Below are 24914 nucleotides of genomic sequence, written 5' to 3'. Positions count from 1 at the left end.
ATATCGACGACCTGCTGCCCTTCAACTATAAAAAACAGACCGCATAAGCTGCCGCTTCAAGCCGATTTACGACGTGCACTGAAAAGCGCGCTTACGATCAATGCGAACAGCCCGAAGATATGATCACTGGCCCCGCCTGTGTCGGTAAAGTGTTCCTGAATGTCGAGGACCGTGTCCTGGTCGAAGAGCCCATCGAGCACATAGGCCGCCTCGCTCTCGGTCGGACTGATGGGCAAAATGCTGAAGTAGCCGTACTGATCAGACAGATGGCTATAGAATTTCGATCCGGGTTCGCTGCCGTAATGCAAATTGATGTCTCCGCGCTTTGCAGCTCGGTCGCTCGCACGGAAGAATTGGCCATCGGACGATGACGTTGTGCCATTGCCCCACAGGCGGGAATGCGGATGCTGGGTGTGGGCATCGGTGATGCACGCTTGTGCCGCGCGGTAGGTCTCCGATCGAGCATGGAATGTGCGCATCCACCCGATTTGGTGAGCGCTGATCCCCTTGGATGCGCCCGCCATTCGTTTCGGGCCGAGGTTAGTCGCATCGGCCAGTACACCAGCGAGCATGGCAGAGACATTTTTCGGGATGTCGCCGGTGCGAACATGCGTGAAGTGATCCGCAAAGCCGGTCCATTCATGCACTTCCCTTAACAAGTCGGGAACCTCGACCAACGGATACATGTCGCTGATCTCGGCATTCAGTTCCTCGGCTGCCACAGGGACTTCGCCGACGGTTGGTGTGACGATTAGCGTTCCGGCCTCAAGACGAACCCCTTCGAGCTTTCCGGATCGTGCTCTGTACGCGAGACGCTGCAGGTTGAAGTCGAGCATCTGATGCGCTTCGGCAAGCCACTGCGCGCCGTCGCCCTGGACTCCCAAACCGAGACGATCTTCTTCCTTCATCGTGATGAATGTCGACCTCGGCATCAGATGCTCGTCAATTGGCCGGAAAGATCGGCTGCCGTCGACCCAAATGTCCGCAGATCTAAGCCGGTCTCGCAAAACCGCTAGCGTGGCGATCTCGTAGAGACGGCGATCGGGTTTCCCCTGTTCGAAGATATGCCGCCGATCAGTTTGGCTAAGGTGGGTGAGCGGCACGCGATCCGGGAGTGTCCGCCGCTTCTCGGCATAAAGCCTTCTCAGCAGCGCGATTGCTGCGAGAAGCGGGTCGTGGCGATGCGCCGAGCGGAACGTGAAGGCCTGAAGGAACGCACCAATGTATTTGTGGACGGTCGCATATTGCTCGGCTGCTACGGTCAACGGCGGTGCCTCGTTGTCGTCGACCATCGACTCGAGCTCAGGCTTCATCCGAAGCAGCCGGTCCCAGCCAACTCTTTGTTGGCGGATTGCAGTGCGGTGATCGTATCTAGAAACATGCGCAGCGCTTTGGCGGTATTCGCTCTGCAGTCCATCTGTCGCTGCTTCTTTCGATTGTTGGCTTGCGAGAACAACTTGCCCATCAGTTTGATGAACATCGTCACCGCGTCGTCCGTGAGCTTCTGGCAGAGCTTGATGACCTGAGCCACGATCAGAGCGTGGCGACGGCTGGCGTTGAAGTCGTTGGCAAGCCAGGCCGGCGTTGCGTTGCCCTCCCGGATCATCTGGTCCCACCGTCCGGATGACACGCGCGCCTGCAGTTCCGGATCGATCTCCAGCCGCCGCAGAAAAGCTATCCGCTCGGTCAGCCCGACGAGGTTCGACGCAGCCGGCGCTTCTGGCGCCGAACGCAGCCAATGAAATCGCGTCTGGCCGATCGACGGGTCAACCTCTAAGAGCCTATCCAGTGATTGAAGCCTATCGAGTGGGATGTTCTCAATCAGAGTTTTTTCTGCCCGGCGCCGGGCTATGGCACGGCCGGCAAGGCACGATGCGTTCGATCGTATCGATCGCCGGCAGAAGAGCTCCGCGTTCGCGAAACGCGGCGACAGTCGAACTGGCTATCGCAGCACCGTCGTCGGACATGGTCGCCGCTTGAACTGCCGCCAATAGCGCGGCGCGGCGATCTTGCAGCGTCGCGCTTCTCTTATTCAGGTAGACCATTAGCCGCGCCATATGATCCCGACGGGTTTCTTCACGACGTGCATAGAGGGCAAATTCGCCTGGAGCGGCGCCGATCTGATCAGCAACATACTTCAGCATGGCGCGAGGCGGAGTTTCTTCTGCTCCAAGCGCTCGACCGGGGTATCGCATCAGACATAGCTGGATGGCAAAGCCGAGCCGATTGTGATTACGTCTCCGCAGTTCGATCTCCAGGCGATCCGCCAATGACAACGAATAGTGTCGCATTAGGTTGTCGTCGTCGACTGGTATGTCGACAAGCTTCCGGCGATCTTGATCTTTGAGAAGCTTGCGCTTAGCCATCGCCCGACTCCATTCATGACCGATCTGCGTCAAGCGTTGTCGAGTCGGGCCGGACAGAGAAATCAAAACTGGCGCATGTCGATGGCAATCCACAGAGATCGGATGTTGCACATCCGATCTACGGCATCGTTCCGTTTTCGTTCGACCTTAGCGTACGATTTCGGACTGCTCTTGTTCTGACCCCATTGGAGACAGCATCACACCGCCCGTTATGTTATAACATGTCGCATAATGCATTTTATGGAACTGCAGTTGCTCGTTGCCGGACAGGCCCAGGTATATTTGGCTGCCATTATCTACGAAGTGATAGCCATTTTTGCAAGCCTTGACAAGATTCTGATCGCGAACGCTGTCTAGGGCTATGCTTCGAGTGCGCGATCGTCCGCGAGGGTCCCCCTGTCAAAAAATCGCAACGCAGGGAAAACAGCTGGTGTCCGTGCTAGTCTTTCAGCGTTCGACAAACGCGAGGTGGAAATCCGTTCGTTCACTATCAAAAAGTCCTATTTACAGGACACCGCGAACCGAGGAGTTGCTCAGGGCACGCAATGTGCCGTGCCCATGAGCCCGTAATGTATTTAAAGACTACTGTACTTTGCATGAGCCCTAAAGGCGCGCACGCGGATCCCGTCTGCCTACCCTCGCCAGAAGATAGTCCACTTCCGCCTTCGCAGTGGCCGTGAGCAGCTGAGAGGGCTTCCTTTGGATATCGCTGGCGATCACGCCGCGACGCTTCAAGACGTGTTTTCGCACGGCCAGGCCGATCCCCAACTGTTGCTCATACCGGATCAGGGGCAAATGCGCGTCAAAGAGATCGTGTGCTTCGTCCCGCTTGCCCGCAGCAGACAAGCTGACCAATTCCGTCAGCATGTCCGGGAAACCGTATCCGGTCATGGCTCCATCCGCGCCGCGTTCCGGTTCGAAGTCTAGGAACATCCCACCGTTGCCACAAAGGATTGAGAATGGCCGCAGATCCCCTGCCTTCTGCATCGCGCGAAGCCTCGAGATTTTCTCGAGACCCGGCCAATCCTCATGCTTGAGCATAAGGCACGACGGATGGTTCGAAATGATCTTCGCGACGACACCTGGCGACATGACAACGGTAAGTGTGAGCGGATAGTCTTGCAGCACCCACGGCACGTCTTCGCCTACTGCCTCCACAGCACCGGAGAAGTAATTCACGATCTGGTCGTCTGTTCTCAAGGCGGGCGGCGGCGCAATCATCACTCCAGCCGCGCCCATATCCATTGACGAGCGCGCCAGCGACCCCATGGCCGCGAAGCCAGGCGATGAAACTCCAACGATCACGGGTACCTTTGCCCGGGACACAACACGTTTGACAATCGCCTTGCTCTCCCCCGGCTCCAATTTCGGAGCTTCGCCCATAATACCTAGGATCGTAATGCCCGTGCACCCGCTTTCCTGGTAGAAGTCGGTCAGCTTGTCGATCGAGTTGTAATCAATTGATCCGTCGTCGGAAAATGGTGTCGTAGCGATGGCATAGACGCCTTTGGAATCTACATTGAAGCTCATGTCATAGTCCTTATTGGAACCCGATCCAGCGCTCGAAAATAGCTTCGAGCCGCCAGTTTTCGTCAGATACTACTGATCAAACCACCATCCACCCGAATGACCGAGCCTGTGATGTAAGACGCTCGTGGGCTAGCAAGGAACGCGACTGTGTCCCCATATTCTTGCGGGTCGCCATAACGACCCACTGGGATTGTATTGATGCTTTCTTGAATGACATCCTGCACCGGTCGATTTTCACGCTTCGCCTTCTGTTCGTCCAGGAAGTTGATGCGCCCGGTACCGATACGTCCGGGAAGCACGATGTTTGTGGTAATGCCATCTCTACCGACTTCACGCGCCAACGTCTTGGACCACCCGACGAGCGCCAGGCGGAGACTGTTTGACATGCCGAGATTCGGAATGGGTGCGACGACTCCGGAGGACGTCGATGTGATGATACGCCCCCATTTCCGCTCGCGCATCGAGGGCAACAGCGCGTCGGTTACCGCGATTACGGATCTGACCATCATATTGAAATACTTAAGCCATTCGTCCGACGACTGACCCGATACCGGGGTCGGCGGAGGGCCGCCCGTGTTGTTGACAAGGATATCGACAGGACCGAAGGCGGCGCCAATCTGTGCAATCATCGAAGAGATGGAAGTGAGGTCAGAGAGATCACAATGCATGGGCATTCCCTGCCCTCCCGCGGACCTGATGGATTTGCTGATTGCATCCGCACCTTCGGCGTCGATATCGGCAACAATGACCGAGGTACCCTCGCTTGCCAGCGTCTTTGCAATCGCGCTGCCGAGACCGCCGGCAGCGCCGAAGACCAGAGCGGTCTTTCCCTTAAGTTGAAGATCCATGTATCTATCCCAAAATGTTCACAGTGATTGCGGTACTGCGTCGAGACCTGCCAGTCCGAAGCCGCATTCGAGAAGTTGGTAGTCTTGAGTTGCGAGCGCCCTAGCGGAGCAGTTCGTCGGTGTGTTCGCCCAGGCGAGGCGGAAGCTTGGTGGCAATTTCCGGGACATCCGACAACCGAACTGGCGTGCCTATTGTCTCCAGCAGCGAGCCATCGGAGCGAAGTAACTTCATTCGCATTCCTGTAGACGCCATTTGCTCACTCTCGAGCGCTTCCGGAAGGGTTAGGATAGGAGCGCAGAGAATGTCGACGGCCTCGAGCCTTGCTAGCCATTCTCGGGAGGTCATGTCGACGAACCTTCTGCGCAGGGTTCCCTGGATTTCCTCGCGGTGCGCCATCTGAGTTTCGAAAGTGGCGAAACGTGGATTCAACGAGAGATCTTCGAGCTCCAGCGCCTTGCAGATGTCACGAAGGGGAAACTCCTTGAAGGCGCCGACGACGACAATTGGTGTATCTTTGGTTTGAAAGACTCCGGTGAGCGGGAACGTAGCCCAGTTCAAGTCACGTCCGCGCATCATCTGCAAAGTTGCCTCCTGGAGTTGGAGAGCGACCATCGAACTATACAGGTCAACGCTGACTTTCTGGCCCACACCAGTCTTCTCCCGATGGAGCAGAGCAAGCAGAATACCTTGCACTAGATGCATTCCGGCCGTGTAGTCGCAGATGGCGGTCGGGTAGATTGAAATCTCCGCGTCCGGAGCGGGTTTGCGCGCCATCAGCCCGGAGAGTGCTTGGGCGAGAATGTCCTGGCCGCCCTTGTGCCTGAATGGACCCAATGGACCGTAGCCCGTGGCTTCAGCGAAGATCAAACGGGAGTTGCGGATCGAGAGGTCTTCGTAACCCAGCCCAAGGCGCTCCATCACACCAGGACGAAAGTTGGTCACAACGACATCCGCCGTTTCGATGAGCGATTTTACCTGCTCGCGACTGATCGGATCCTTTAGATCCGCGCAAACGCTCTTCTTGTTGCGGTTCAATGCGGAAAAGATTGGATTCTGCCCACCCTCCGGATCGTTTCCGAGAGACCAGCGTGTGAGATCGCCGATCAGTTCCTTTTCGATCTTGATGACCTCGGCCCCGAAATCGCCGAGCATCTGGGTGCACACAGGACCCAGAACCACCTGGCTGAAGTCGATGACCCGTACACCTGACAAGGGAAGGCAGACACCCCCAACCGTTCCAGGAACCTCAAGTTTCTTTAAGGCAAAGCCTGCTGAGGCGACGTTGAAGGCCTCGTTACCCATTCGCCTGTCTCCAAAAGATCAGACGGCGTTCGGCGATCGTCACGACACTGAAGATGAGGATTGCCATCATCGCTGAGCAGAACACGACGGCGTACAGAAGTGCCGACTTGAAATTATAGGTCGCATCGATGATCAGTGCACCTAGCCCATAGCTGGAACCGATCCACTCGGCGACAATCGCGCCGATCACGCAAGTGGTGCTCGAGATTTTCAACGCCGCGAAGAAATACGGAAGAGAACTTTGGACACGAACCTTCCAGAAGATCTCCGAGTTCGTCGCAGACATCAGCCGCATGAGCTCAAGCATTCCATGTGATACATCGCGCAGTCCGCGGACCATGTTCACGAGCATTGGAAAAAAGCAGATGAGTGACGCGATCAATATCTTGGGCACGACCCCATTGCCGAAGATCAGCACGAGTATCGGAGCAATCGCCAGCACGGGGATGGTGTGGAAAAACACGAGAAGCGGATAGAACGCGCGTTCCGCAAAGCGGCTATGGATGAAACAGATCGCAAAGACGATGGCCACCGCGTTTCCGACGAAGAAGCCGAGCAGAGCCTCGAACATGGTCGGACCAATGTTGGTCAGGAGTAGATACCAGTTCTCCCGAAAAGCCTCGGCGACTTGAAGCGGGCTAGGTGCGATATACGACGGCAAGCCGAATACCCGAGCACCGACTTCCCATATGATAAGGATCATAAGGCCCACCACAATGGCGGCAGCATTCCCGCTGATCAGATCTGAAAGGCGAAGAGACCATGATCTAAGTTTGACACTTTCGTCGCCGATGACGGTCATTAGCATTTCTCCAGAAGCTCGCGCAGATGTGCGGCAATTTGAACGAAACCGAGGGTGTCGCGGTCAGCAAGTTTGCGATCCTGACTTAGATCCACGTCGACGACTTCCAGAACGCGCCCTGGACGCGCCGCCATCACGACAACCTTTTGGCCAAGGAAAGCCGCCTCCGCGATGGAATGGGTGACGAACACGATCGTCGTACCCGTCTCCTTCCATATCCGGAGGAGTTCCTCGTTGAGCTTGTCGCGCGTGATTTCATCTAGCGCTCCGAACGGTTCATCCATGAGGAGTACTTTGGGCGCCGTAACAAGCGCCCGCGCGATGGAAACACGCTGGCGTTGACCGCCAGACAGCTCTGACGGGAGCGCGTTTTCCCGTCCTTTCAGACCGACGAGATCGAGTAGCTCCACGGCTTTGTCGCGGCTTGAAGCGGCTCTCCTGCTCCCGATTTCAAGCGGGAGCATGACATTCTCGACGGCCGTTCTCCACGGCAGGAGTGTCGCCTCCTGAAAAACGAATGAGAACGACCGTTCCGCGCGCGCGTTCGCCGGCGGCTTTCCGAAGATCCTGACGTTTCCGCCGCTTGTCGGAACGAGATCGGAGATCGCCCGCAGGAGGGTCGACTTTCCACAGCCCGAAGGCCCGATCATCGTAACGAACGCTCCCTCCGGGATATCCAGAGTAACGGCGGAAACTGCAATTACCTTTCCGGCACCTTCACCGAAGGAAATGCTGACCTTATCGATTGAAATAGCAGGATTCATATCGTGTTTGATCGCCGAAGTGTTCAAGGTGGCTACAAGTCCCATCGGCTCATCCCATCCGAATGGTTTTGGTGGCGCCGAGGACGGCATCTGTCATGATGTCGGCAACAGTCGGAGGCGCCGACTTGAACTGCTTGAGTTCATCAAAGAGCTTGATCTGTTTGTCCCAGTTCGCGGGATCCATCGCACCCCATCCTTCCTGTTTGCTGGTGGAGTTGAAGCTCGCCTTAACGACTGCGCCAACCGCTTCCAGTTCGTCCTTGCGATTGAGATTTGGATAGAGTTCGACCAGCGCATCCACGGCGGCCTCCGGATTGTCGCGCGCAAACTGCCATCCCTTTGCGGTGGCGGATAGGAAGCTCTCGAGAACTTTCTGGTTCTTCCCGATCGTTTCGTCGCTGGCATAGTAGAGATTTGCATAGAGCTGAACTCCGGTGTCCCAGAGCGGGAGCACGATGCGGTCTGGCCCGAGCGCGCTCACCCCGTGAACGTTTGTCTCCCAACCTGTGACGACGTCGGCCTGTCCGGTCAGGACAGGGGTCACATCAGCGCCGGAAACGATGATCTCGACATCCTTCTCAGCGATGTTGTTCAGCGCAAGAACTGCTTTGACGAGGATCACTGCGGTCGCCTGCACGGCGATCCTCTTGCCTACGAGGTCTTGGGCCTTGTGGACTGGAGCGCGGGGAAGTGAAAACAGTGCGAACGGATGACGCTGGAAACCAGCAGCGATAGCCTTGATGGGAATGCCTGCAGCTCTCGCCATCATGATCGGCGGACTTGAGCTATACTGGCCTACTTGAGCCCTTCCCGACGCGACGCTGGCGATGCCGTCGACGTTTGGGCCGCCAGGTGTAATCGTGAGGTTGAGCCCAGCATCCTTGTAGAACCCCCGCTTGAGCGCTGCCGCTTCACCGAGAACACCGTTGCTGCCTAGCCAACCGAGCTGCATGACAATATCGCCCGCGTCGGAAGCAAACACTTGCTTGGCAAGTCCTGCGCTGCACGCCTGAACCGCCGCCGCAGCGGCAACCGTTTGCAAGAACTGACGTCTGTGCATCGGGGTTTCTCCTCACAGTTTGATGGCCATTGTGGCCGTTCCCTTTTTTGGCGCGATCATCCGCGTCAGAGAGAGAGCTTTTCACAAATCAGCTCGATGTGGTGCCATCAATATTCGAACAGGGTGCGCTCGCTTTCGGAGCGCCTATGCGCGTATTTTTAAACGGAGACCTTGCCAATAACCCTGGACCGATCGAAGCTTCGCGATCGGAGAGGGTTCGCTGAACACGCTGAAAGAGAAACCGGAGGAAATCTGAACTGGCATGCACTCAATTGTCCTGAGATACGTCATCGAGGTAGCCAAACAGGGATCAATCCGCAAAGCCGGGCCTGTTTTGAACGTTGCATCCTCTGCGGTGAACCGACAGATCATCAAGCTCGAGGAGGAGCTGGGGGTAAGGTTGTTCGACCGCCTACCGGACGGTGTCGTGCTCACCGCAGCGGGAAAGCTTCTTGTCGATCACGCCAATAGGACGTTGCAGGAATACGAGAAGCTTAGGCCGCAAATCGCAAACGTGCGGGCTCTCCAGGCGGGCAATATTGCGATTTCCTGCATAGACTCGCTTAACATGTCGCTCGTGCCGGAGATCATTCGACGCTACCGGGCGGAGTATCCGAACATCTCGCTCACGATAAGACAGGATCCCGCCAATGAGGTGGTTCACGCTGTTGAGGAGGGTCTCGCCGACATCGGCCTGACATTCACCTGCTTCGAGCGGAATTCGGTGCGTCCGGTGAAGGACATCCGTTCGCCGTTCGGCGTCCTCGTTAACAGTGACCATCCGCTGGTAGGGAACCCTTCCGTTTCGCTGGAGGACATCGCAAGCCATCCGTCGGTGAAGCACTACCACCCTACGGGCCAGAATATGTTTCTCGACGACGTGCTGGCCCGCGAACGCATCCGACTCGATTCGGTAGTCTTCACGAACTCGATGTACGTGGCGAAGATGCTAGTTGAGAACGGAACAGCGCTAGGAATATACATAAAATACGGGTTCTGGGATCTCATCAGAGCGGGGAGAGTCGTATTTCTTCCCCTCGACAACGACACGATGTCGTCATATCGGATCGCAGCTTTCATTCCTTCCAACCGCTTCATCAATGCGGCTGAACAGGCTTTTGTGAAGATCGCCAGTCAGGTTATGGACGAATACGAGGGTGACTGATGCGGCAACCGCCCTCGTACGTTGATCAGGCTGCCGTATAGGCAGTTTTTACGGTCGTATAGAACTCGACGGCGTACCGTCCCTGCTCTCTCGTTCCACAGGATGAGCCTTTCCGGCCTCCGAATGGAACGTGGAAGTCTACGCCCGCCGTTGGCAGGTTTACCATGACCATTCCCGCCTCAGCATTGCGCTTGAAATGCGTGGCGTACTTAAGGCTTGTTGTGCAGATCCCCGCAGACAAGCCGAATTCGGTGTCGTTGGCGATAGCAAGCGCTTCATCGTAGTCCTTGGCTGCGATGACCGAGGCGACTGGTCCGAAAATCTCTTCCCGAGCAATACGCATGTTGCTGCTCACATCGGTGAACAACGCTGGCTGAAGGTAGTGTCCTCGCTTTTCCTGCTTCAGCAGTTCGCCGCCGAATCGCAGACTGGCGCCTTCCTGCTTGCCCAGGCTAATGTAGTTGAGGTCCTGCTCCAGTTGTCGGCTGTCTACAACCGGACCGATCTGCGTTGTTGGGTCAAGCGCGTGCCCCACTTTCAGCGATAGCAATCGCTCGACTACCGCGTCGATAAACTTGCTCCGAATCTGATCCGTCACGATGATGCGGGACGACGCCGTGCACCGCTGGCCTGTCGAGTAGAAAGCGCCGTTCACCGCGCACTCGACGGCGACCGTCAGATCAGCATCGTCCAGAACAATCAGCGGGTTCTTTCCCCCCATCTCGAGCTGGAAGCGTCTCAAGTGCTTCGTGGATTCGCGGGCAACCAACTTACCCGTCCCGACCGAGCCCGTGAAAGACACTGCGTCGATATCCGGAGAGTCGATGATAGTCTGTCCGACCGACGAACCACTCCCCATGACAAGGTTGAATACCCCGCTCGGCACCCCTGCCCGCACTATGATATCAGCCAGTGCCCATGCCGATGCGGGCGTTAGCTCGGCAGGTTTGAAGACAACGCAGTTCCCGTAGGCGAGCGCAGGCGCGATCTTCCATGCGGGTATCGCGATCGGAAAGTTCCAGGGCGTCACCAGTCCTACGACACCAACGGGTTCGCGGGTAATGTCGATCTCGATACCGGACCGAACCGAAGCAATCCGTTCGCCAGGAATTCGAAGAACCTCCCCCGAGAAGAACTCGAACACCTGACCCGCCCGCGTAACTTCGCCGATGCCTTCGGCAATCGTCTTTCCTTCCTCACGCGCGAGCATGGCACCGAGTTCGTCCTTCCTCGCGAAGATCTCGGTGGCCACCCGCTTCAACAGATCATGTCTGACCATAGGATTGCTTCTGGACCAGGCTGGAAAGGCTGCGCGAGCGGCGGCGATTGCCTTCAGAACGTCGTTTGGAGTTGCGACTTGGTAAGTTGCAAACTCGTCGCTGTGATCCGATGGGTTTTCATCGCGCTGATCACGCCGGCCACCGATCCATTCTCCACCCACGAAATTCTTCAACTTCAACATCACTGTTCTCTCCCCTGAAAGCTTGTCACGAGTGGATGGTCCATCTCGCTGCGGTATTTCGGACCCGCGCCACCGGGTTGCCCCCACCCGGTGACTCCTTCCTCGAAAAACTCCCTGTTCACGGCAATGAAGTGCTGGCGATCGGATGGAGTGTCTCTGTCCTCGAAGATTGCGTCCACCGGGCAGACGGACAGACAGAGCCCGCAGGCGATGCACTCGGATGGCTGGATGTACATCATGCGGCCTCCCTCATAGATGCACTCCACAGGGCATGCCACCTGGCATGCGCCGTCCTTCACATCGATACAGGGTTGGGTGATCACATAGGCCATGCCGAGCCCCTAGCCAGCACGACGCGAGGGCTGACCGCCGACTTCGGGCCCCCCGACTACGCCATCGTTGATGAGCTGGCGGATGTTGTCGTCCGAATATCCGATCCCAGCGAGGATGGTCGCCGAATGCTCGCCAAGGCTAGGAGCCCCTCGCGAAACCGCGAAGGATCCCTCCTCCATTCGAAAGGGCGCGCCGATCAAGTTGCCCGAGGGCGTCTCAACGACCGTCGAGTTCTCGATCGTTTGGGGGTGCTGCAGTGCTTGCGCCAAGGTGAGAACTGGCGCGCACAGAATATCCTGTCCCTCGAGGCGCCCGATGGCTTCTTCCGTTGGCATTTCGCGCAACCGACGGCCGATCTCGCCCTGCAGCGCAGACCTGTTCATCTTCATCGAATGGAAATCTGAATACTCGCGCAGCAGCGAAAGATCCCGCATGTCGAGTGCCTTGCAAATGTCCTGTAGTGGGTTTGTCTTGAACGCTCCGACGATAACGACCGCCCCGTCCGCCGTCGGAAAGACCCCGGTCAGCGGATAGGCGGCCCAGTTCAAATCCTCGCTGCGTTGCAACAGGACCGCTGCCTCCTGCATCTGGAGATTCAGCATGGATTCGAACAGCGATACTGAGACCGATTGCCCTCGTCCCGTCTGGACTCTTTGCAGCAGCGCCATGAGGATTGCCTGGACGAGGTGCATACCTGCGGAATAGTCTGCAATTGCAAGCGGGTAGACGGTCAGCGGGTGACTGTCATCAGAACGCCGCGCAATCCCCCCCGTCATTGCCTGGGCAAGGACATCCTGACCGCCCTTGTGCGACAACGGCTTGCCCGGTCCGAACCCACTTCCTTCGGCCGAGATGATCCGCGGATTGAGCGTGGAGATGCGCTCGTATCCGTAGCCGAGCCGTTCGATCACACCCGGGCGGAAGTTGCTTACGACAACGTCAGCGTGACGAACGAGATCATCGATGATCTTGCGGCCGTTTTCGCAATGCAGATCGACCGCGAGCGAAAGCTTGTTTCGGTTCAGGCTCTTGAAGACCGGATTGTTTGCGCCCTCCGGGTCGTTTGGTCTCGACCCTCTGGACAGATCACCGTGTCTCGGGCGCTCGATCTTGATGACGCGTGCTCCGTGATCCGCCAGGATCTGAGTACAACACGGCCCCATCATGACCTGGGTGAAGTCGATTACCGTGACACCGGCCAGTGGCTGGGTGAGTGTGCTATGCATGGCTCGCCCCCTACTCCGCAGCATCGCTTTGGAAGGTGGCATTGGCGGCCGGAAGATCGCCAGGATCGGCCCCCTGGCTCCTCAGCCGCCGCTGCACTTCAACAACATCCACATCGCGTATGCTCGCGGATGCCAGGATTGCGACTGCTGCCGCGGTCCCCGCTGCCTCGCCCATCGCCATGCACGGAGGGATCTCGCGTGAGATACGCTGCGCAGACGGCGTTGCGGAATAATGCCGCCCCGCGACAAGCAACTGATCGATCTTCTTGGGAAGCAATGCGCGGTAGGGATAATAGTAGTCTCGGCCGCGGGCGACTGTATCTGCGTAATGGCGTCGTCCGATTACGTCTTCCTTCGTAACGACATATTCTCCTTCGAGCACACGGGTCTGACGGACGCCGAGTTGCGGAGCCACATCGACGACGAAGGCTTCCTCGAAGCCTGGCATCTTGTCCCGTATGAACGCTACAAGCTCTGCAATCTTCTGACGGCCCTTAGCATCCGCGCTTGTCAGATCCTCGACCGACAACCCGTCGTAGCCGGACATGTGAGGGCAATTGCACCACACAATACCCGGCAGAGGCGTTTTCAGCCACCAACGTTCCCAGGAACCGCCCATGATCCGCTTTGCTTCTCGGTCGAGAGCAGCGAATTCCTCCGGATTTCCATACTCGAACTTTTCGGCCCTCTCGACGTCGACCCCGCCAAGCCGGAAGACCGTTGTCACGATGAACTTGCCATGGGCGAAATCGGCACCCGCAGAAGCCGCAACGTCCAGATCGCCAGTCGCGTCGATCACTATTTTGCCAAGCAGTGCCTGCCGACCTGCCTTCGTCTCGCAGACCACGCCCCTGACGACATTGTTTTCGACGATCGACTTTGAGAACCAGGAATGAAGGCGAAGATTGACACCTGCTTCGTTTACCATCTCGGTCGCGACACGCTTAAAGGCATCCGGGTCGAAAGCCGAAGCGTAACAGATTGGCTGAGGTTTCGAATGTGAATGGAAGTCGTATAAACCCCAGCGCGCCCATTTCTCGAACACCGCTTGATCTGAAGACCATTCCTCGGCTGGCGGCGTAACGCACAGCCCATATTCAGTCATGCGTTTGATCATCTCTGCGCAAATGCCGCGAACGCTAATCTCGGTACCATTGTTCATGTCGTCCAAGACAAGGACCATCCCCCCGGCAGCGAGACCCCCGAGGTGGGCATAGCGCTCCACCAGCGTAACGGACGCCCCGTTGCGAGCTGCGGCGACTGCCGCCGCAATTCCCGATGGGCCGCCGCCGATAACGAGTACATCGGTCGACACGACGACGGGAACAGGACCAGTCGGTTCTTCATAGATATCTTTCTTGAGCATGGTTTCTCCTCCACCTTCTACTCTGTCGGCTCACGGTAAGGTCTCAGTGCGTATGCGAAGGGAGACGCGGCCCCGCCGCTTTCAACTGCAGCCAAGGCAATGGCCGACACACGCAAGGATGTTGTTTCGTTGGCTTTGCTCAGTCAGAGCCAACGGATAAGGATATGGTCTATCGACAGCACCGCTTCGCCCCGCTGGTTCATCACGGTCGTCTGTTCGGTGACACGCCGCATGTTCGGGCGCTGGGAGTCGACTTCCGATTTCGTCACTTCGACTTGGCAGTGGATCGTGTCGCCGATGAACACAGGCTTCCGATAGCGGACCCTGTCGTAGCCATACGAAATCCGCAGCCCCATCGTTAGATCGGTGGTGAATTTCAGACCGATCGCGATCGACAGTGTCAGCGTCCCATGTGCGATGCGCTGTCCATAGGGACTTGCCTTGGCGGCTTCTGCGTCAAGATGGATGGGAAAAAGGTCGCCCGTCTGGCCAGCGTGAACGACAATGTCAGATTCGGTGACGGTGCGTCCCCGTGTCTGGTAAGAGTATCCTACTCGATCACATTCGAAGTCCTGGATGTTGTCCTGCAATGCGCTGCTCCCATACCTTGCATCGTTTGTGATTACAAAGGTACCGAGAGTTTTCGCGGAGGAGCAGCGCAATCATTCGCTCAGGGTGGTGACGAAAATGCAGCGTGCACCCATTGTGGCGAAAGAGTGCGGATCACGTAATTCAACTTACCAGTTGCGCGTTGCGACGGGGGATTCAAACGTGATTCCGTTTCGACTACCGGCTGAAACTACTTGCAGGCGCTAGCCAGATGGCCGGCCTATGACGAAGCTCTGACAACGTAGATTCTGTCGTTCTCCAGGTAAACGGCAACACCCGCGCTGAATTGGTTATCTCCCAAGGCGTCGCCTGGCTATTGAAAAAGAATTTCTGGACCAGCTTCTTGCTGGACGTGATCCGCCCGCGGTTTCGGCAAGCACGGCTCAACAGACGACCTAAAGAAGGCGCGATTGGGGCGTATCCTGAATGCCGATCTCGACGAGCACCTCAACCTCCGGCGCAGCACGAGAAACTCGGCCAATCGGCGGAACGGCTCTGACAAGACCCTTTGTCCCAACGGCTCAAATGATGAAAGGGACGTTTGCAGCCGGCCTTGAAAGGTCGACTGCATAAGGCAGATCTTTAGGCTCTGAGCGCCGCGAATTACCGCGGGACCCCCCGCCTAATTTTCGCCTGCACTTGCCTGTCGAGTTCCCCGTCATAGCAGCAATGCGCTTGTGCGAGGTCTGCGGTCCAATCTCGGAAGAGACACCACCCACCTCCAAACGCGAGCGCACTAATGAAAGAGAATCGCCAAGCTAAGTCGCGCCGGTTCAACCCTTTGATGTCAGAGTATCTCTTGCGATACTTATGACGCAGCGGGGATGTATGGAAGCAAGACATAGTTTTCGCGTCCTTCTCCAAAGTGGATCGTCGTTGTACCGCCAAAAACCTCCGGTGGCCGATCATTCTCATCATCATGAAGAAACGGGCCGCATCCGGTGAACTCGTTCTTCATGTTTGACAAGCGCCCTCCGCTCCCACCCGGATAGACATAATCCTTACCACGAACGCTTAGGGCAAGCCGGTAACCCTTGGGAATAACGATACACGTCGGCCATATCTCGATGTCGAGCTGGTAGATCTGATCTGGCTCAAGTGGCTGCTTTTCATCGTGAGTGTGCCACGGTCTGTAAGGAAGGCTTTTCTTCGGATCGAGCTTACGATGGGACGCTCTAAGCCAACCCTGCGCGATCGGCGTATGCGGATCGAGCGCACCTTGGAACGTTACTTCTTTCATATCTGGTGCAAACACACGCACCACCAGGAATAGGTCAGCGTCCACGGTAGAAGACGAAATCGCCAATCGAGCACCGATGGGGCCCGTGATTTCCGTGTCGCTTTCTGTTGGTTCGGTCAGGAAGGTCAAGCCATCGCCCATCGCATCGAATGACAATTGCTTTTCGACGGCTGATTTGGTGGGTCGAAGTTCGCTCAAGTCAGCGAGATGCAGCTTCTCCCACGATGTCCTCGCCAGAGGCCACTCATTTTCGTAACGCTCAACGAAGCGTTCGCCGGGATGCCGGACCAGCAGTTGAACCCTAGGACGCTCATCCCAGCCATTTTCATGGCCCTTCAGGAAGTGATCAAAGAACTGCTTCTGTATGAAGACCCCACGGTCCGTATAGAAGGGGGCCCAATGAGATCCACCGTGGACCTCCAACCATTTTTGTTCAGAGGCAGCGGCGAGGAACCCTTCGAAATTACCCCGGGCGTGAAGGCCTGCTCCGCCCCAGTTGCCAGCGGATAGAACCGGCACCTTTATTCGATCGGGTTTTGCCGAGCGTTCGAGGTAATAGTCCGTCAGCATCTCACGCGCGAGCATTTCTTCGTGCATGTTCTCCCGGTTTGCGAGCAACTCGTCGTCACTCAGTGTCTCCGGTCCGCAGACCAGCTCCCCCGTTACTCTGCTCCGCCGGCCTCGGTCGCCCACCCCGTGCTGCACGGTCTTGACCTGCATATCCTGCCAATGCTTTCGGAAGGTGCAAAGAATACCTCCATGGCGATTGCCATCGCGGTAATTGTCGTGCCACCCTTCCCAGACGCAGATTGCAGCCAAGTGTGGCGGCTGCGTTCCCGCGGCGCGCCACTGGTTAGCACCGTAGTAGGAAATTCCGTTCAGGCCAACCTTGCCGTTTGACCACGCCTGGCTGCCCGCCCACTCGATGCACTGATAGTAGTCCTGCTGCTCGCGATCATTGTTGTGGCAAAGGTAACCTGGAGAACGTCCCGCACCACGAGAGTCAACCCGGATTACAACATAGCCATCTGGCACCCATTTCTCTGGATCGACTACCTCCCAATTCGCATATTTGTTGGAGGTGTTACTGACAGCATCAGGATCTTCGGCGCACATGCGGTCCCAGGCGGTCTTGTAGCCATCCTCGAAATGTAGTCCTTTACCATACGGGCCATAGGTCATGATGACGGGGTAGGACCCCTCGCCTATCGGGCAAAAAACGTCCGCTCTGAGCACCACCCCATCGTCCATTGCGATCGGCTGATCCCAAATGATTTGCATACCATCTTTGATTTCGGCGACTTCTTGGGCCATTGCTATTCTTCCTCCAGGTTGGATATCCGCTGCCGCTCTTATTTGATTGCCTGCGGATTGATCGGCGAGCCGGCGCCCCCCGGGAGGTGGAGAGGCGGCGCGGAGAAGAAAAACTCATAGATCTTGTCTTCCGCGCAGTCCTGTGCGAGCTCCTTCAAATAGAATATCTCACCCATCGAGATCCCAATTGCCGGGATCACGACCCAGTGCCACGGTTGGTTTGCATCGTTGGTTTCGTTAGGACGAACCTCGCAACCCCAGGTGTCGGAGCAGATAGCGGCAACATCCTTCTCTTTCAGCCAGTAACATGTCTCGAAACCGAAGCCCGGGGCAGATCCGCCAGCGTAGCCGGTCCAATCGCCCTTTGCCAGGCAACGTTCCTGATGGCCGGTTCGTACAATGACGAAATCGCCCTTCCTTATTTCGACTCCCTGCGACGCTGCACATCCATCCAGGTCGTCGCGCGATATTGCATACCCGTCATCGAGGGAATCAACCTGCTTGTAGCGGGCTACATCCAACAGAACGCCCCGGCCGACCATTTTGTCTCGAACGTGTTCGATACCATTCTTCTTGGCGCCCTTGACGTCGACCAAACTTGCATCAAAGCCGTTGTACATCTTGTCGCCCATAAAGATGTGGCACAGTGCATCCCACTGCGTCGACGCCTGGCACGGCATGTTGATGGCATCGTCAGCATACCTCAGATATGGTGCAGGCTCATCTTGATTGCCGAGCACCGCGTCAGTACCGGTGGCAAGCATCGTGTGGATCGGGTTCCATCGGCCACCAAAGAGGCCTGACTGAATTGGCTCCTTCAGGGAGAGACCCAGCGCAAAGACCTTGCCTTTGCGCACCAACCGCGCCGCATCGACGATATTCGCCGGAGTGATATTGTTCAGGGTGCCGATCTGATCGTCCTCCCCCCAACGCCCCCAGTTCGACAATTCCCGAGATGCCGTTTGAATTGCAGTCAGATCAACCTTCATCGCTTCCTCCACTAGGTTGGTTATCGATTGATAACTTACCGAACGAAGACTGTTCAGTCAATACGCTTCGTCAAAGCGCCGATTTCCCCTTGAAACAACCCTTAGTTTGCGGTTAGGTTATCAAAAAATGCCTTCTTTCTGATTTCTGCGAAAAAACTCAATCTTTGTGTTATGTTACGACCTCATCGCTTGGTTATCGGGACAATAAAGTCGACAGAAATCTGCAACGCCGGAGGGACAATGCCTGCGACATCAAAACAAGGCAGACGTGATGAAATCTAAAAATAAGGTGCAACCCTCAATGGGTCTCGGAAAGAAAGCTGAAGTGTTGAAGGTTGACGTCGTTTCGAAGACCCGATCGAAGCCGGTTCGTTCGTCAGAACGCCTCCCGTTCGAACAGCGTCGCGAGATGATCTTGAAAAAAGCCGTCGATGTTTTTGCTGAACGTGGGTTCGACGCAACGACGCGTGACTTGGCGCGTCATCTGGGGACCACCCAGCCTTTGATGTACAAGTATTTCAAGACCAAGGACGATCTGATTGAGGAAGTTTACAAGCGGGTCTTTTTAGATGTCTGGGATACCGCGTGGGATGAGATTTTGGTCGACCGCAGCCGGCCGATAACGGAGCGGCTTATCCGATTCTACAGGAGCTACACCGACGTCATTATGAACCGCGGCTGGATGCGGATCTATCTTTTCGCCGGTCTGAAAAACGTAGGGATTACAAGTTCTTACATCCGCTTGGTGGAAGAGCGCGTCATTCGACGGATTGCAATGGAAATCTGTGCTGCCCACGGCATTCAGATTTCAAAATCCAGCGAGGCGCGTTACATGGAGATAGCTTGGAGCCTACAAGGAAGCATCTTTTACTACGGTGTCAGGAAGTACGCCTACGAATTGGACCCGAGTGTTCCAAGAAGCGTTGTCATTGATGACGTCGTGAATATATTCGTAGCTTCGTGGCCGAAGGAAAACGAAAATTCGAGAGCGTGAGACAGGCGTCATAGATCAGTTGGCTCGCTGCTCCGAGATCCGGCGGACATGAACCGCGCTAAAGTTACTGCAGCGTTCAACATGTGTTCGCGCATCACTCGAGCCGCTTCATCTCCGTCGCCCCGCATGATCGCTCTCAGGATCTCAGCATGCTCTGAATGCGACTTTTCCAGGCGGTCTTCATGTCTGAGTTGGGTTCGTCTGAACGGCATGAGCCGTGATCTCAAGCGCAGAAGCTCTTCAAAAAGAAAGGCGTTGTGTGCGGAGCTGTAGAGCTGCTCGTGAAAGCGAAGATTCGACTCATCGTAGAGGTCAAGGTCCTTGTTTGTAACGGCAATCGCGGCTGCATCATGGATCACACACAAAAGGGCCCGCTCATCTCCTGTGATGCGATGTGTTGCCAACCTTACGCACATTGCCTCCATCTCAGCTGTTACCTCGAACATCTCCATGAGTTTTGGAAGCGTCAACGGAAGGACAATTGCTCCCTTTCGCGGTCGAATTTCGATGAGACCGCTGCTTTCTAGCTGTTTAAGTGCCTCTCGAACCGGCGTGCGAGAGGCTGAGAACTGTATGGCCAGATTGTTTTCATCAAGCACGGTCCCGGGAGCGATATTGCCTGTTGATATGTCGTCCATGAGCGAAACACGGATACGTTGACTTAAGGATCGAATATCCTCGCTTCCCTGCATGACAGCCCTTTCCGTGCGTGAAGTCACGTGTGTGACGTTGAACTCACACTTGATACAGACGTCGACTGACAAAGCCTAGATACTATCAGCGGCGATGCTGCGCGGGCGGACGAACATAATTTGATTGCCGCAATTCAATGCTCTCAGTTTCGACTCGACCGGGTATAATGCCCTTTTTCTTTCGCCCGCTACCTCATCCGTGCTTGGGCAGATGATCGGCGATGTGCGCTGCTACCTCATCAGCCGACGCCCGCCCATCGATTTGGATCAACAGTCCGCGGCTTGCATAAAACTCGGATAATGGCTTCGTCTCGATAGCGAACGTTTGGAGCCTTTTGCGAAAGATCGCCGTATTGTCGTCTTTCCGCGCCTGCGCGCCTGCACTCCCGGCTTCCGTTGCCCGTGCCTGAATGCGATCGAATAACTCTGCTTCGTCAACCGAAAGCTCGATCACCGCCGTAAGACCGTCCGACCCCAGGCGCTGTTCGAGCGTGTTCGCTTGGGCAACAGTACGAGGATAGCCGTCCAGAATAAAGCCGTTCACCGTGTCCGACTGGGCGAGCCTGCCGGCGACGACTGACGATATCGTCTCGTCGTCGATCAACTTGCCGGCACCCATCTTGTCTTCAACCAGTCGACCGAGCTCACTCCCCGCTTTCACCTCAGAGCGCAGAATGTCGCCGGTGGAAAGATGCGGGACGTGGTAGCGCGCAGCAAGCCGCTTGGCTTGTGTTCCCTTGCCCGCGCCGGGAGGACCTAAAAGCACCAATTTCATCTCATACCGTTCCATATTTCATTCATTCGGCATTCGCCCTGTTCTGCCTGTTGGCGATGAGATCGTCGACGACGGCTGGATCGGCCAGCGTCGACGTGTCGCCGAGCGCGCCGAAATCGTCTTCGGCGATCTTGCGCAGAATGCGGCGCATGATCTTGCCTGAGCGTGTTTTCGGCAGGCCCGGAGAGAACTGGATCTTGTCGGGTGAGGCGATCGGGCCGATCTCGGCGCGGACGTGTTTCACCAATTCCTGGCGAAGTGCATCCGTGCCTTCCTGTCCAGCCATCAGCGTCACGTAGCAATAGATACCCTGGCCCTTGATCGCATGCGGATAGCCGACGACAGCAGCTTCCGAGACGAGATTGTGGGACACCAGCGCTGATTCGACTTCCGCCGTGCCGAGACGATGGCCGGAAACGTTGAGCACGTCGTCGACGCGGCCGGTGATCCAGTAATAGCCGTCCGCATCGCGCCGGCAGCCGTCGCCGGTGAAATATTTGCCCTTGTAGGTGGAGAAATAGGTCTGGACGAAGCGCTCATGGTCGCCGTACACGGTGCGCATCTGCCCTGGCCAACTGTCGGCGATGACGAGATTGCCGTCGGCAGCACCTTCGAGAACGTTGCCCTCATTGTCGACCAACTGAGGCTGGACGCCGAAGAAGGGCAAGGTGGCCGAGCCCGGCTTTAGGTCCGTTGCGCCCGGCAGCGGTGTGATCATGTGACCGCCGGTTTCCGTCTGCCACCAGGTATCGACGATCGGGCAGCGCCCGTCACCGACGACATGATAGTACCACTCCCAGGCTTCCGGATTGATCGGTTCGCCAACCGTGCCGAGCAGGCGCAGGCTGGAGCGCGAGGAGCGCTTCACGAACGCGTCGCCGGCGCCCATCAGCGAACGGATCGCGGTCGGCGCTGTGTAGAAGATATTGACCTGATGCTTGTCGATGATCTCCCAGAAGCGCCCCTGGTCCGGGAAGTTCGGCACGCCTTCGAACATCAGCGACGTCGCGCCGTTCGCAAGCGGTCCGTAGACGATGTAGGAATGACCCGTCACCCAGCCGACATCGGCCGTACACCAGTAGACATCGCCATCATGGTAATCGAATGTATATTCATGCGTCATTGCCGCGTAGACGAGATAGCCACCCGTCGTATGCAGCACGCCCTTGGGCTTGCCGGTAGAGCCCGACGTATAGAGAATGAACAGCGGATCCTCGGCCTTCATTTTGACAGGCGGGCATTCGGCCTTCACGGTCGCGACTTCCTGGTGATACCAGAGGTCGCGTCCCGGCGCCCAGCCGGTCTTGCCGCCGGTGCGGCGTACGACCAGAACCTTCTCGACGGTGACATATTGTTTGGCGGCGATGTGGATTGCCGTGTCGGTATTATCCTTGAGCGGGACGGGCTTGCCGCCGCGAAGTCCCTCGTCGCAGGTGATGACGAAGGTCGACTGACAGTCGACGATGCGCCCGGCAAGCGCCTCCGGCGAGAAACCGCCGAAGACCACCGAATGCACGGCGCCAATGCGCGCGCAGGCTAGCATGGCATAGGCGGCTTCGGGAATCATCGGCATATAGATGGTAACACGATCGCCCTTCTTGACGCCGTGCTTCTTCAACACATTCGCCAGCCGGCAGACGTGTTCGTGCAGCTCGTTATAGGTGATCTTCTTGTCGATATAGGGATTGTCGCCTTCCCAGATGATTGCAACCTGCTCGCCGTGCTCGGCCACATGACGGTCGATGCAGTTGTAGGAGACGTTGGTTTCCCCGTCCTCGAACCACTTGATCGAGACATCGCCGACGAAGGAGGTATTTTTGACCTTGGTGTAGGGCTTGAACCAGTCGATGCGCTTGCCATGCTTGCCCCAGAACTTGTCGGGATCCTCGACGCTCTCCTGATACCACGTCTCGTATGTGACCTGATCAATCAGGGCTGCTCTGCGGGACCGCATTCCCTCGGTGTTCGGATATTTCTGCAAACTCACCTCCCCTTTGTTAGCCGCTGAATAGCACGTGTGTATATTTTATGGCAATATATACGTATTTATAAATTCTCTATTGCCGTTATCACGTGTAAATGTATACTTTAAGGATCACATCGGGGATGGCACATGTGGAACGAGCTGAGCAGAAACAAGCGTGATCGACTGGGGCGAGGAGCGAGATTCGCTTCAGGAAAGATGGTAGCTTCTTCGGATGCGACAGCTCTCATGCAGGCGGTAATCGAGCCTGGCGATCGTCTTTGCCTGGAAGGGAACAATCAAAAACAGGCTGACTTTCTCGCCGCGGCGCTTAGCAAAGTCGATCCCGCCTTAGTCCACGGGTTACACATAGTGCAATCCGTGCTGGCTTTACCCGAGCACCTCGACATATTTGAAACCGGCATCGCTTCTCGACTGGATTTCTCCTTCGCCGGCCCGCAGGCAACGCGGTTAGCGCGATTGATACGAAGCGGAAATCTTCAAGTCGGTGCGATCCACACCTATCTCGAACTCTTTGGCCGTTACTTCGTAGATCTGACCCCGAGGGTCGCACTGATCTGCGCTCAGGCTGCTGACAGAGATGGCAACCTTTACACCGGTGGAAACACGGAAGACACACCGGTCATTGTCGAGGCGACAACGTTTCGGCAAGGGGTGGTCATCGCTCAAGTGAATGAAGTGGTCGACGTTCTTCCGCGGGTGGACATTCCTGCTGATTGGATTGACTACGTGGTCCCGAGCCCCAAGCCTCACTACATCGAACCTCTGTTCACGCGCGACCCGGCGCTCATTTCCGAGATCCAGGTCCTGATGGCGATGATGGCGATAAAGGGAATTTACCAAGAGTATGAGGTAAAAAGCCTCAATCATGGCATCGGTTTTGACACCGCAGCGATCGAGCTTCTCCTACCAACTTACGCCGACAGCTTAGGGCTCAAGGGGAAGATCGCGACGCATTGGGCACTGAACCCCCATCCGACGCTCATACCCGCCATCGAAGCTGGCTTCATCCAAAGCGTGCACTCCTTTGGGTCCGAGCTCGGAATGGAAGACTACATCCGCGCGCGTTCTGATGTTTTCTTCACTGGTCCGGACGGCTCGATGCGGTCCAACCGCGCACTCAGCCAGACGGCCGGCCTATATGGCTGCGATCTATTTATCGGCTCGACACTGCAGATTGATCTTGCGGGCAATAGCTCAACGGCCACCCTCGATCGGGTTTCGGGTTTCGGTGGCGCTCCAAACATGGGATCGGACGCCCGCGGGAGGCGGCATGCTTCTCCCGCGTGGTTGAAGGCGGGCCGCGAGGCGACCACCGGTCTCATGCCGCGCGGACGAAAACTGGTAGTCCAGATCGTCGAGTCCTTCCGCGAACATATGGTGCCGGCATTTGTCGAGACACTCGATGCCTGGGAATTGGCGGAGAGTGCCGGTCTGGAGCTCCCCCCGGTGATGATCTACGGCGACGATGTCACACATATTCTCACCGAGGAAGGTATTGCCAACCTGTTGCTTTGCCGCACGCTAGAGGAACGTGAACAAGCGATCCGGGGTGTCGCCGGCTATACGCCGGTTGGGCTGTCACGCGACAAGCGGATGGTGGAAAATCTAAGGGATCGAGGCGTTATCCGCCGTCCGACCGATCTGGGCATTGATGTGTCGCTTGCAACGCGCGATTTGTTGGCAGCGCGATCGATGAAAGACATCGTCCGTGCATCTCACGGGCTTTATCGGCCGCCTGCGCGTTTTAGAAACTGGTGAGGTTGAGATGGAGAAGCTGTTATTTGACTTCACTGCGACGAAGCAATTCGCCGCAGGTTGGAAGCCCGTCCTGTGCGGCGTCGTGAGTTCCGGAAACCTTGAAATCATGGTGGAAGCTGCGGATCTGGGAGGAGCTTGCCGTGTCGAGATTGAAACCTCGGCGTCTGGATTCGCCAAAATATGGGAGGCCGTCCTCACCGACGTGTTCGACCGTTGGAAGATCGGCGATGTATTAGTTTCGATTAATGACGCTGGCGCGACGCCGGCCGTGGTCGCGCTGCGGCTTAACCAGGCGCTGACCGCATATAGCCGAGATCGAAAGTAGGCAAAG

At 56.7% G+C, this 24914-nt stretch carries 20 protein-coding genes and 2 pseudogenes; 5 read left to right on the top strand and 17 right to left on the bottom strand.

Annotation, left to right across the window (positions count from 1 at the left end; all coding sequences use genetic code 11):
* Positions 1 to 95 precede the first annotated feature (95 nt).
* From EV561_RS31160 to EV561_RS31130, 7 genes and pseudogenes are all read right to left on the bottom strand, one after another.
* Positions 96 to 2366, bottom strand: a pseudogene (locus EV561_RS31160) (Tn3 family transposase); the annotation flags it as partial.
* A gap of 603 nt (positions 2367 to 2969) precedes the next feature.
* Complete coding sequence (locus EV561_RS31155) at positions 2970 to 3896, bottom strand: dihydrodipicolinate synthase family protein (protein WP_132527786.1); 927 nt, start codon at positions 3894 to 3896, stop codon at positions 2970 to 2972.
* 62 nt (positions 3897 to 3958) lie between these two features.
* Positions 3959 to 4744: an SDR family oxidoreductase gene (locus EV561_RS31150; protein ID WP_132527785.1), complete on the bottom strand. Its 786-nt coding sequence runs from the start codon at positions 4742 to 4744 to the stop codon at positions 3959 to 3961.
* Positions 4745 to 4844: 100 nt separating this feature from the next.
* The gene (locus EV561_RS31145; protein WP_132527784.1) at positions 4845 to 6047 is read right to left on the bottom strand and encodes a CoA transferase; all 1203 of its coding nucleotides are present in this window, start codon (positions 6045 to 6047) and stop codon (positions 4845 to 4847) included.
* Positions 6040 to 6849: an ABC transporter permease gene (locus EV561_RS31140; RefSeq protein ID WP_207910625.1), complete on the bottom strand. Its 810-nt coding sequence runs from the start codon at positions 6847 to 6849 to the stop codon at positions 6040 to 6042. The genes EV561_RS31145 and EV561_RS31140 overlap by 8 nt, the downstream gene beginning before the upstream one ends.
* Complete coding sequence (locus tag EV561_RS31135; RefSeq protein WP_132527782.1) at positions 6849 to 7658, bottom strand: ABC transporter ATP-binding protein; 810 nt, start codon at positions 7656 to 7658, stop codon at positions 6849 to 6851. The genes EV561_RS31140 and EV561_RS31135 overlap by 1 nt, the downstream gene beginning before the upstream one ends.
* A 4-nt stretch (positions 7659 to 7662) precedes the next feature.
* The gene (locus tag EV561_RS31130) at positions 7663 to 8673 is read right to left on the bottom strand and encodes an ABC transporter substrate-binding protein (RefSeq protein WP_132527781.1); all 1011 of its coding nucleotides are present in this window, start codon (positions 8671 to 8673) and stop codon (positions 7663 to 7665) included.
* Positions 8674 to 8935: 262 nt separating this feature from the next.
* On the opposite strand from EV561_RS31130, the gene EV561_RS31125 reads away from it, so the two are divergent.
* Positions 8936 to 9838: a LysR family transcriptional regulator gene (locus tag EV561_RS31125; RefSeq protein ID WP_132527780.1), complete on the top strand. Its 903-nt coding sequence runs from the start codon at positions 8936 to 8938 to the stop codon at positions 9836 to 9838.
* A gap of 25 nt (positions 9839 to 9863) precedes the next feature.
* Here the strand turns inward: EV561_RS31125 and EV561_RS31120 are convergent, their stop codons facing one another.
* The 5 genes from EV561_RS31120 to EV561_RS31100 form a co-directional block, all read right to left on the bottom strand.
* Positions 9864 to 11300 carry an aldehyde dehydrogenase family protein gene (locus tag EV561_RS31120; protein ID WP_132527779.1) on the bottom strand — a complete coding sequence of 479 codons (1437 nt, stop codon included), beginning with the start codon at positions 11298 to 11300 and terminating at the stop codon, positions 9864 to 9866.
* The gene (gene fdxA / locus EV561_RS31115; protein WP_132527778.1) at positions 11300 to 11632 is read right to left on the bottom strand and encodes a ferredoxin; all 333 of its coding nucleotides are present in this window, start codon (positions 11630 to 11632) and stop codon (positions 11300 to 11302) included. Before fdxA ends, EV561_RS31120 begins: the two co-directional genes overlap by 1 nt.
* Before the next feature lie 9 nt (positions 11633 to 11641).
* Positions 11642 to 12859: a CaiB/BaiF CoA-transferase family protein gene (locus EV561_RS31110; RefSeq protein WP_132527777.1), complete on the bottom strand. Its 1218-nt coding sequence runs from the start codon at positions 12857 to 12859 to the stop codon at positions 11642 to 11644.
* A gap of 10 nt (positions 12860 to 12869) precedes the next feature.
* The gene (locus EV561_RS31105) at positions 12870 to 14225 is read right to left on the bottom strand and encodes an FAD-dependent oxidoreductase (protein ID WP_132527776.1); all 1356 of its coding nucleotides are present in this window, start codon (positions 14223 to 14225) and stop codon (positions 12870 to 12872) included.
* A gap of 143 nt (positions 14226 to 14368) precedes the next feature.
* Positions 14369 to 14815 (bottom strand): MaoC/PaaZ C-terminal domain-containing protein, encoded by a 447-nt coding sequence (locus EV561_RS31100; RefSeq protein ID WP_132527775.1) that lies wholly within the window; start codon positions 14813 to 14815, stop codon positions 14369 to 14371.
* Positions 14816 to 15143: 328 nt separating this feature from the next.
* Between EV561_RS31100 and EV561_RS31095 the strand changes: the two are divergent.
* Positions 15144 to 15337, top strand: a pseudogene (locus tag EV561_RS31095) (IS256 family transposase); the annotation flags it as partial.
* Positions 15338 to 15642: 305 nt separating this feature from the next.
* Here EV561_RS31095 and EV561_RS31090 read toward each other — a convergent pair.
* Both EV561_RS31090 and EV561_RS31085 read right to left on the bottom strand, forming a co-directional pair.
* Complete coding sequence (locus EV561_RS31090) at positions 15643 to 17388, bottom strand: CocE/NonD family hydrolase (RefSeq protein ID WP_245513112.1); 1746 nt, start codon at positions 17386 to 17388, stop codon at positions 15643 to 15645.
* A gap of 38 nt (positions 17389 to 17426) precedes the next feature.
* The gene (locus EV561_RS31085) at positions 17427 to 18377 is read right to left on the bottom strand and encodes a cyclase family protein (protein ID WP_132527774.1); all 951 of its coding nucleotides are present in this window, start codon (positions 18375 to 18377) and stop codon (positions 17427 to 17429) included.
* A gap of 271 nt (positions 18378 to 18648) precedes the next feature.
* Here EV561_RS31085 and EV561_RS31080 point away from each other — a divergent pair, with 271 nt between their 5' ends.
* Positions 18649 to 19371 (top strand): TetR/AcrR family transcriptional regulator, encoded by a 723-nt coding sequence (locus EV561_RS31080; protein WP_132527773.1) that lies wholly within the window; start codon positions 18649 to 18651, stop codon positions 19369 to 19371.
* A gap of 8 nt (positions 19372 to 19379) precedes the next feature.
* Here EV561_RS31080 and EV561_RS31075 read toward each other — a convergent pair whose 3' ends face one another.
* The 3 genes from EV561_RS31075 to acs form a co-directional block, all read right to left on the bottom strand.
* Positions 19380 to 20063 carry a GntR family transcriptional regulator gene (locus tag EV561_RS31075; RefSeq protein WP_132527772.1) on the bottom strand — a complete coding sequence of 228 codons (684 nt, stop codon included), beginning with the start codon at positions 20061 to 20063 and terminating at the stop codon, positions 19380 to 19382.
* A 193-nt stretch (positions 20064 to 20256) separates the two neighbouring features.
* The gene (locus EV561_RS31070; protein ID WP_132527771.1) at positions 20257 to 20838 is read right to left on the bottom strand and encodes an adenylate kinase; all 582 of its coding nucleotides are present in this window, start codon (positions 20836 to 20838) and stop codon (positions 20257 to 20259) included.
* Positions 20839 to 20860: 22 nt separating this feature from the next.
* Positions 20861 to 22825 carry an acetate--CoA ligase gene (gene acs / locus EV561_RS31065; protein ID WP_132527770.1) on the bottom strand — a complete coding sequence of 655 codons (1965 nt, stop codon included), beginning with the start codon at positions 22823 to 22825 and terminating at the stop codon, positions 20861 to 20863.
* Positions 22826 to 22951: 126 nt separating this feature from the next.
* Between acs and mdcA the strand changes: the two genes are divergently transcribed.
* On the top strand, positions 22952 to 24583 hold the full coding sequence (gene mdcA, locus EV561_RS31060) for a malonate decarboxylase subunit alpha (protein WP_132527769.1): 1632 nt from the start codon (positions 22952 to 22954) through the stop codon (positions 24581 to 24583).
* Positions 24584 to 24590: 7 nt separating this feature from the next.
* Positions 24591 to 24908 carry a malonate decarboxylase acyl carrier protein gene (gene mdcC, locus EV561_RS31055; protein ID WP_132527788.1) on the top strand — a complete coding sequence of 106 codons (318 nt, stop codon included), beginning with the start codon at positions 24591 to 24593 and terminating at the stop codon, positions 24906 to 24908.
* Positions 24909 to 24914: the final 6 nt, after the last annotated feature.

Source organism: Rhizobium sp. BK376, from assembly GCF_004341625.1.
In the GTDB taxonomy this organism is placed as follows: Bacteria; Pseudomonadota; Alphaproteobacteria; order Rhizobiales; family Rhizobiaceae; genus Rhizobium.
The sequence above is the reverse complement of the archived record's forward strand: the minus strand, read 5'-3'. Positions and strand labels throughout refer to the sequence as shown.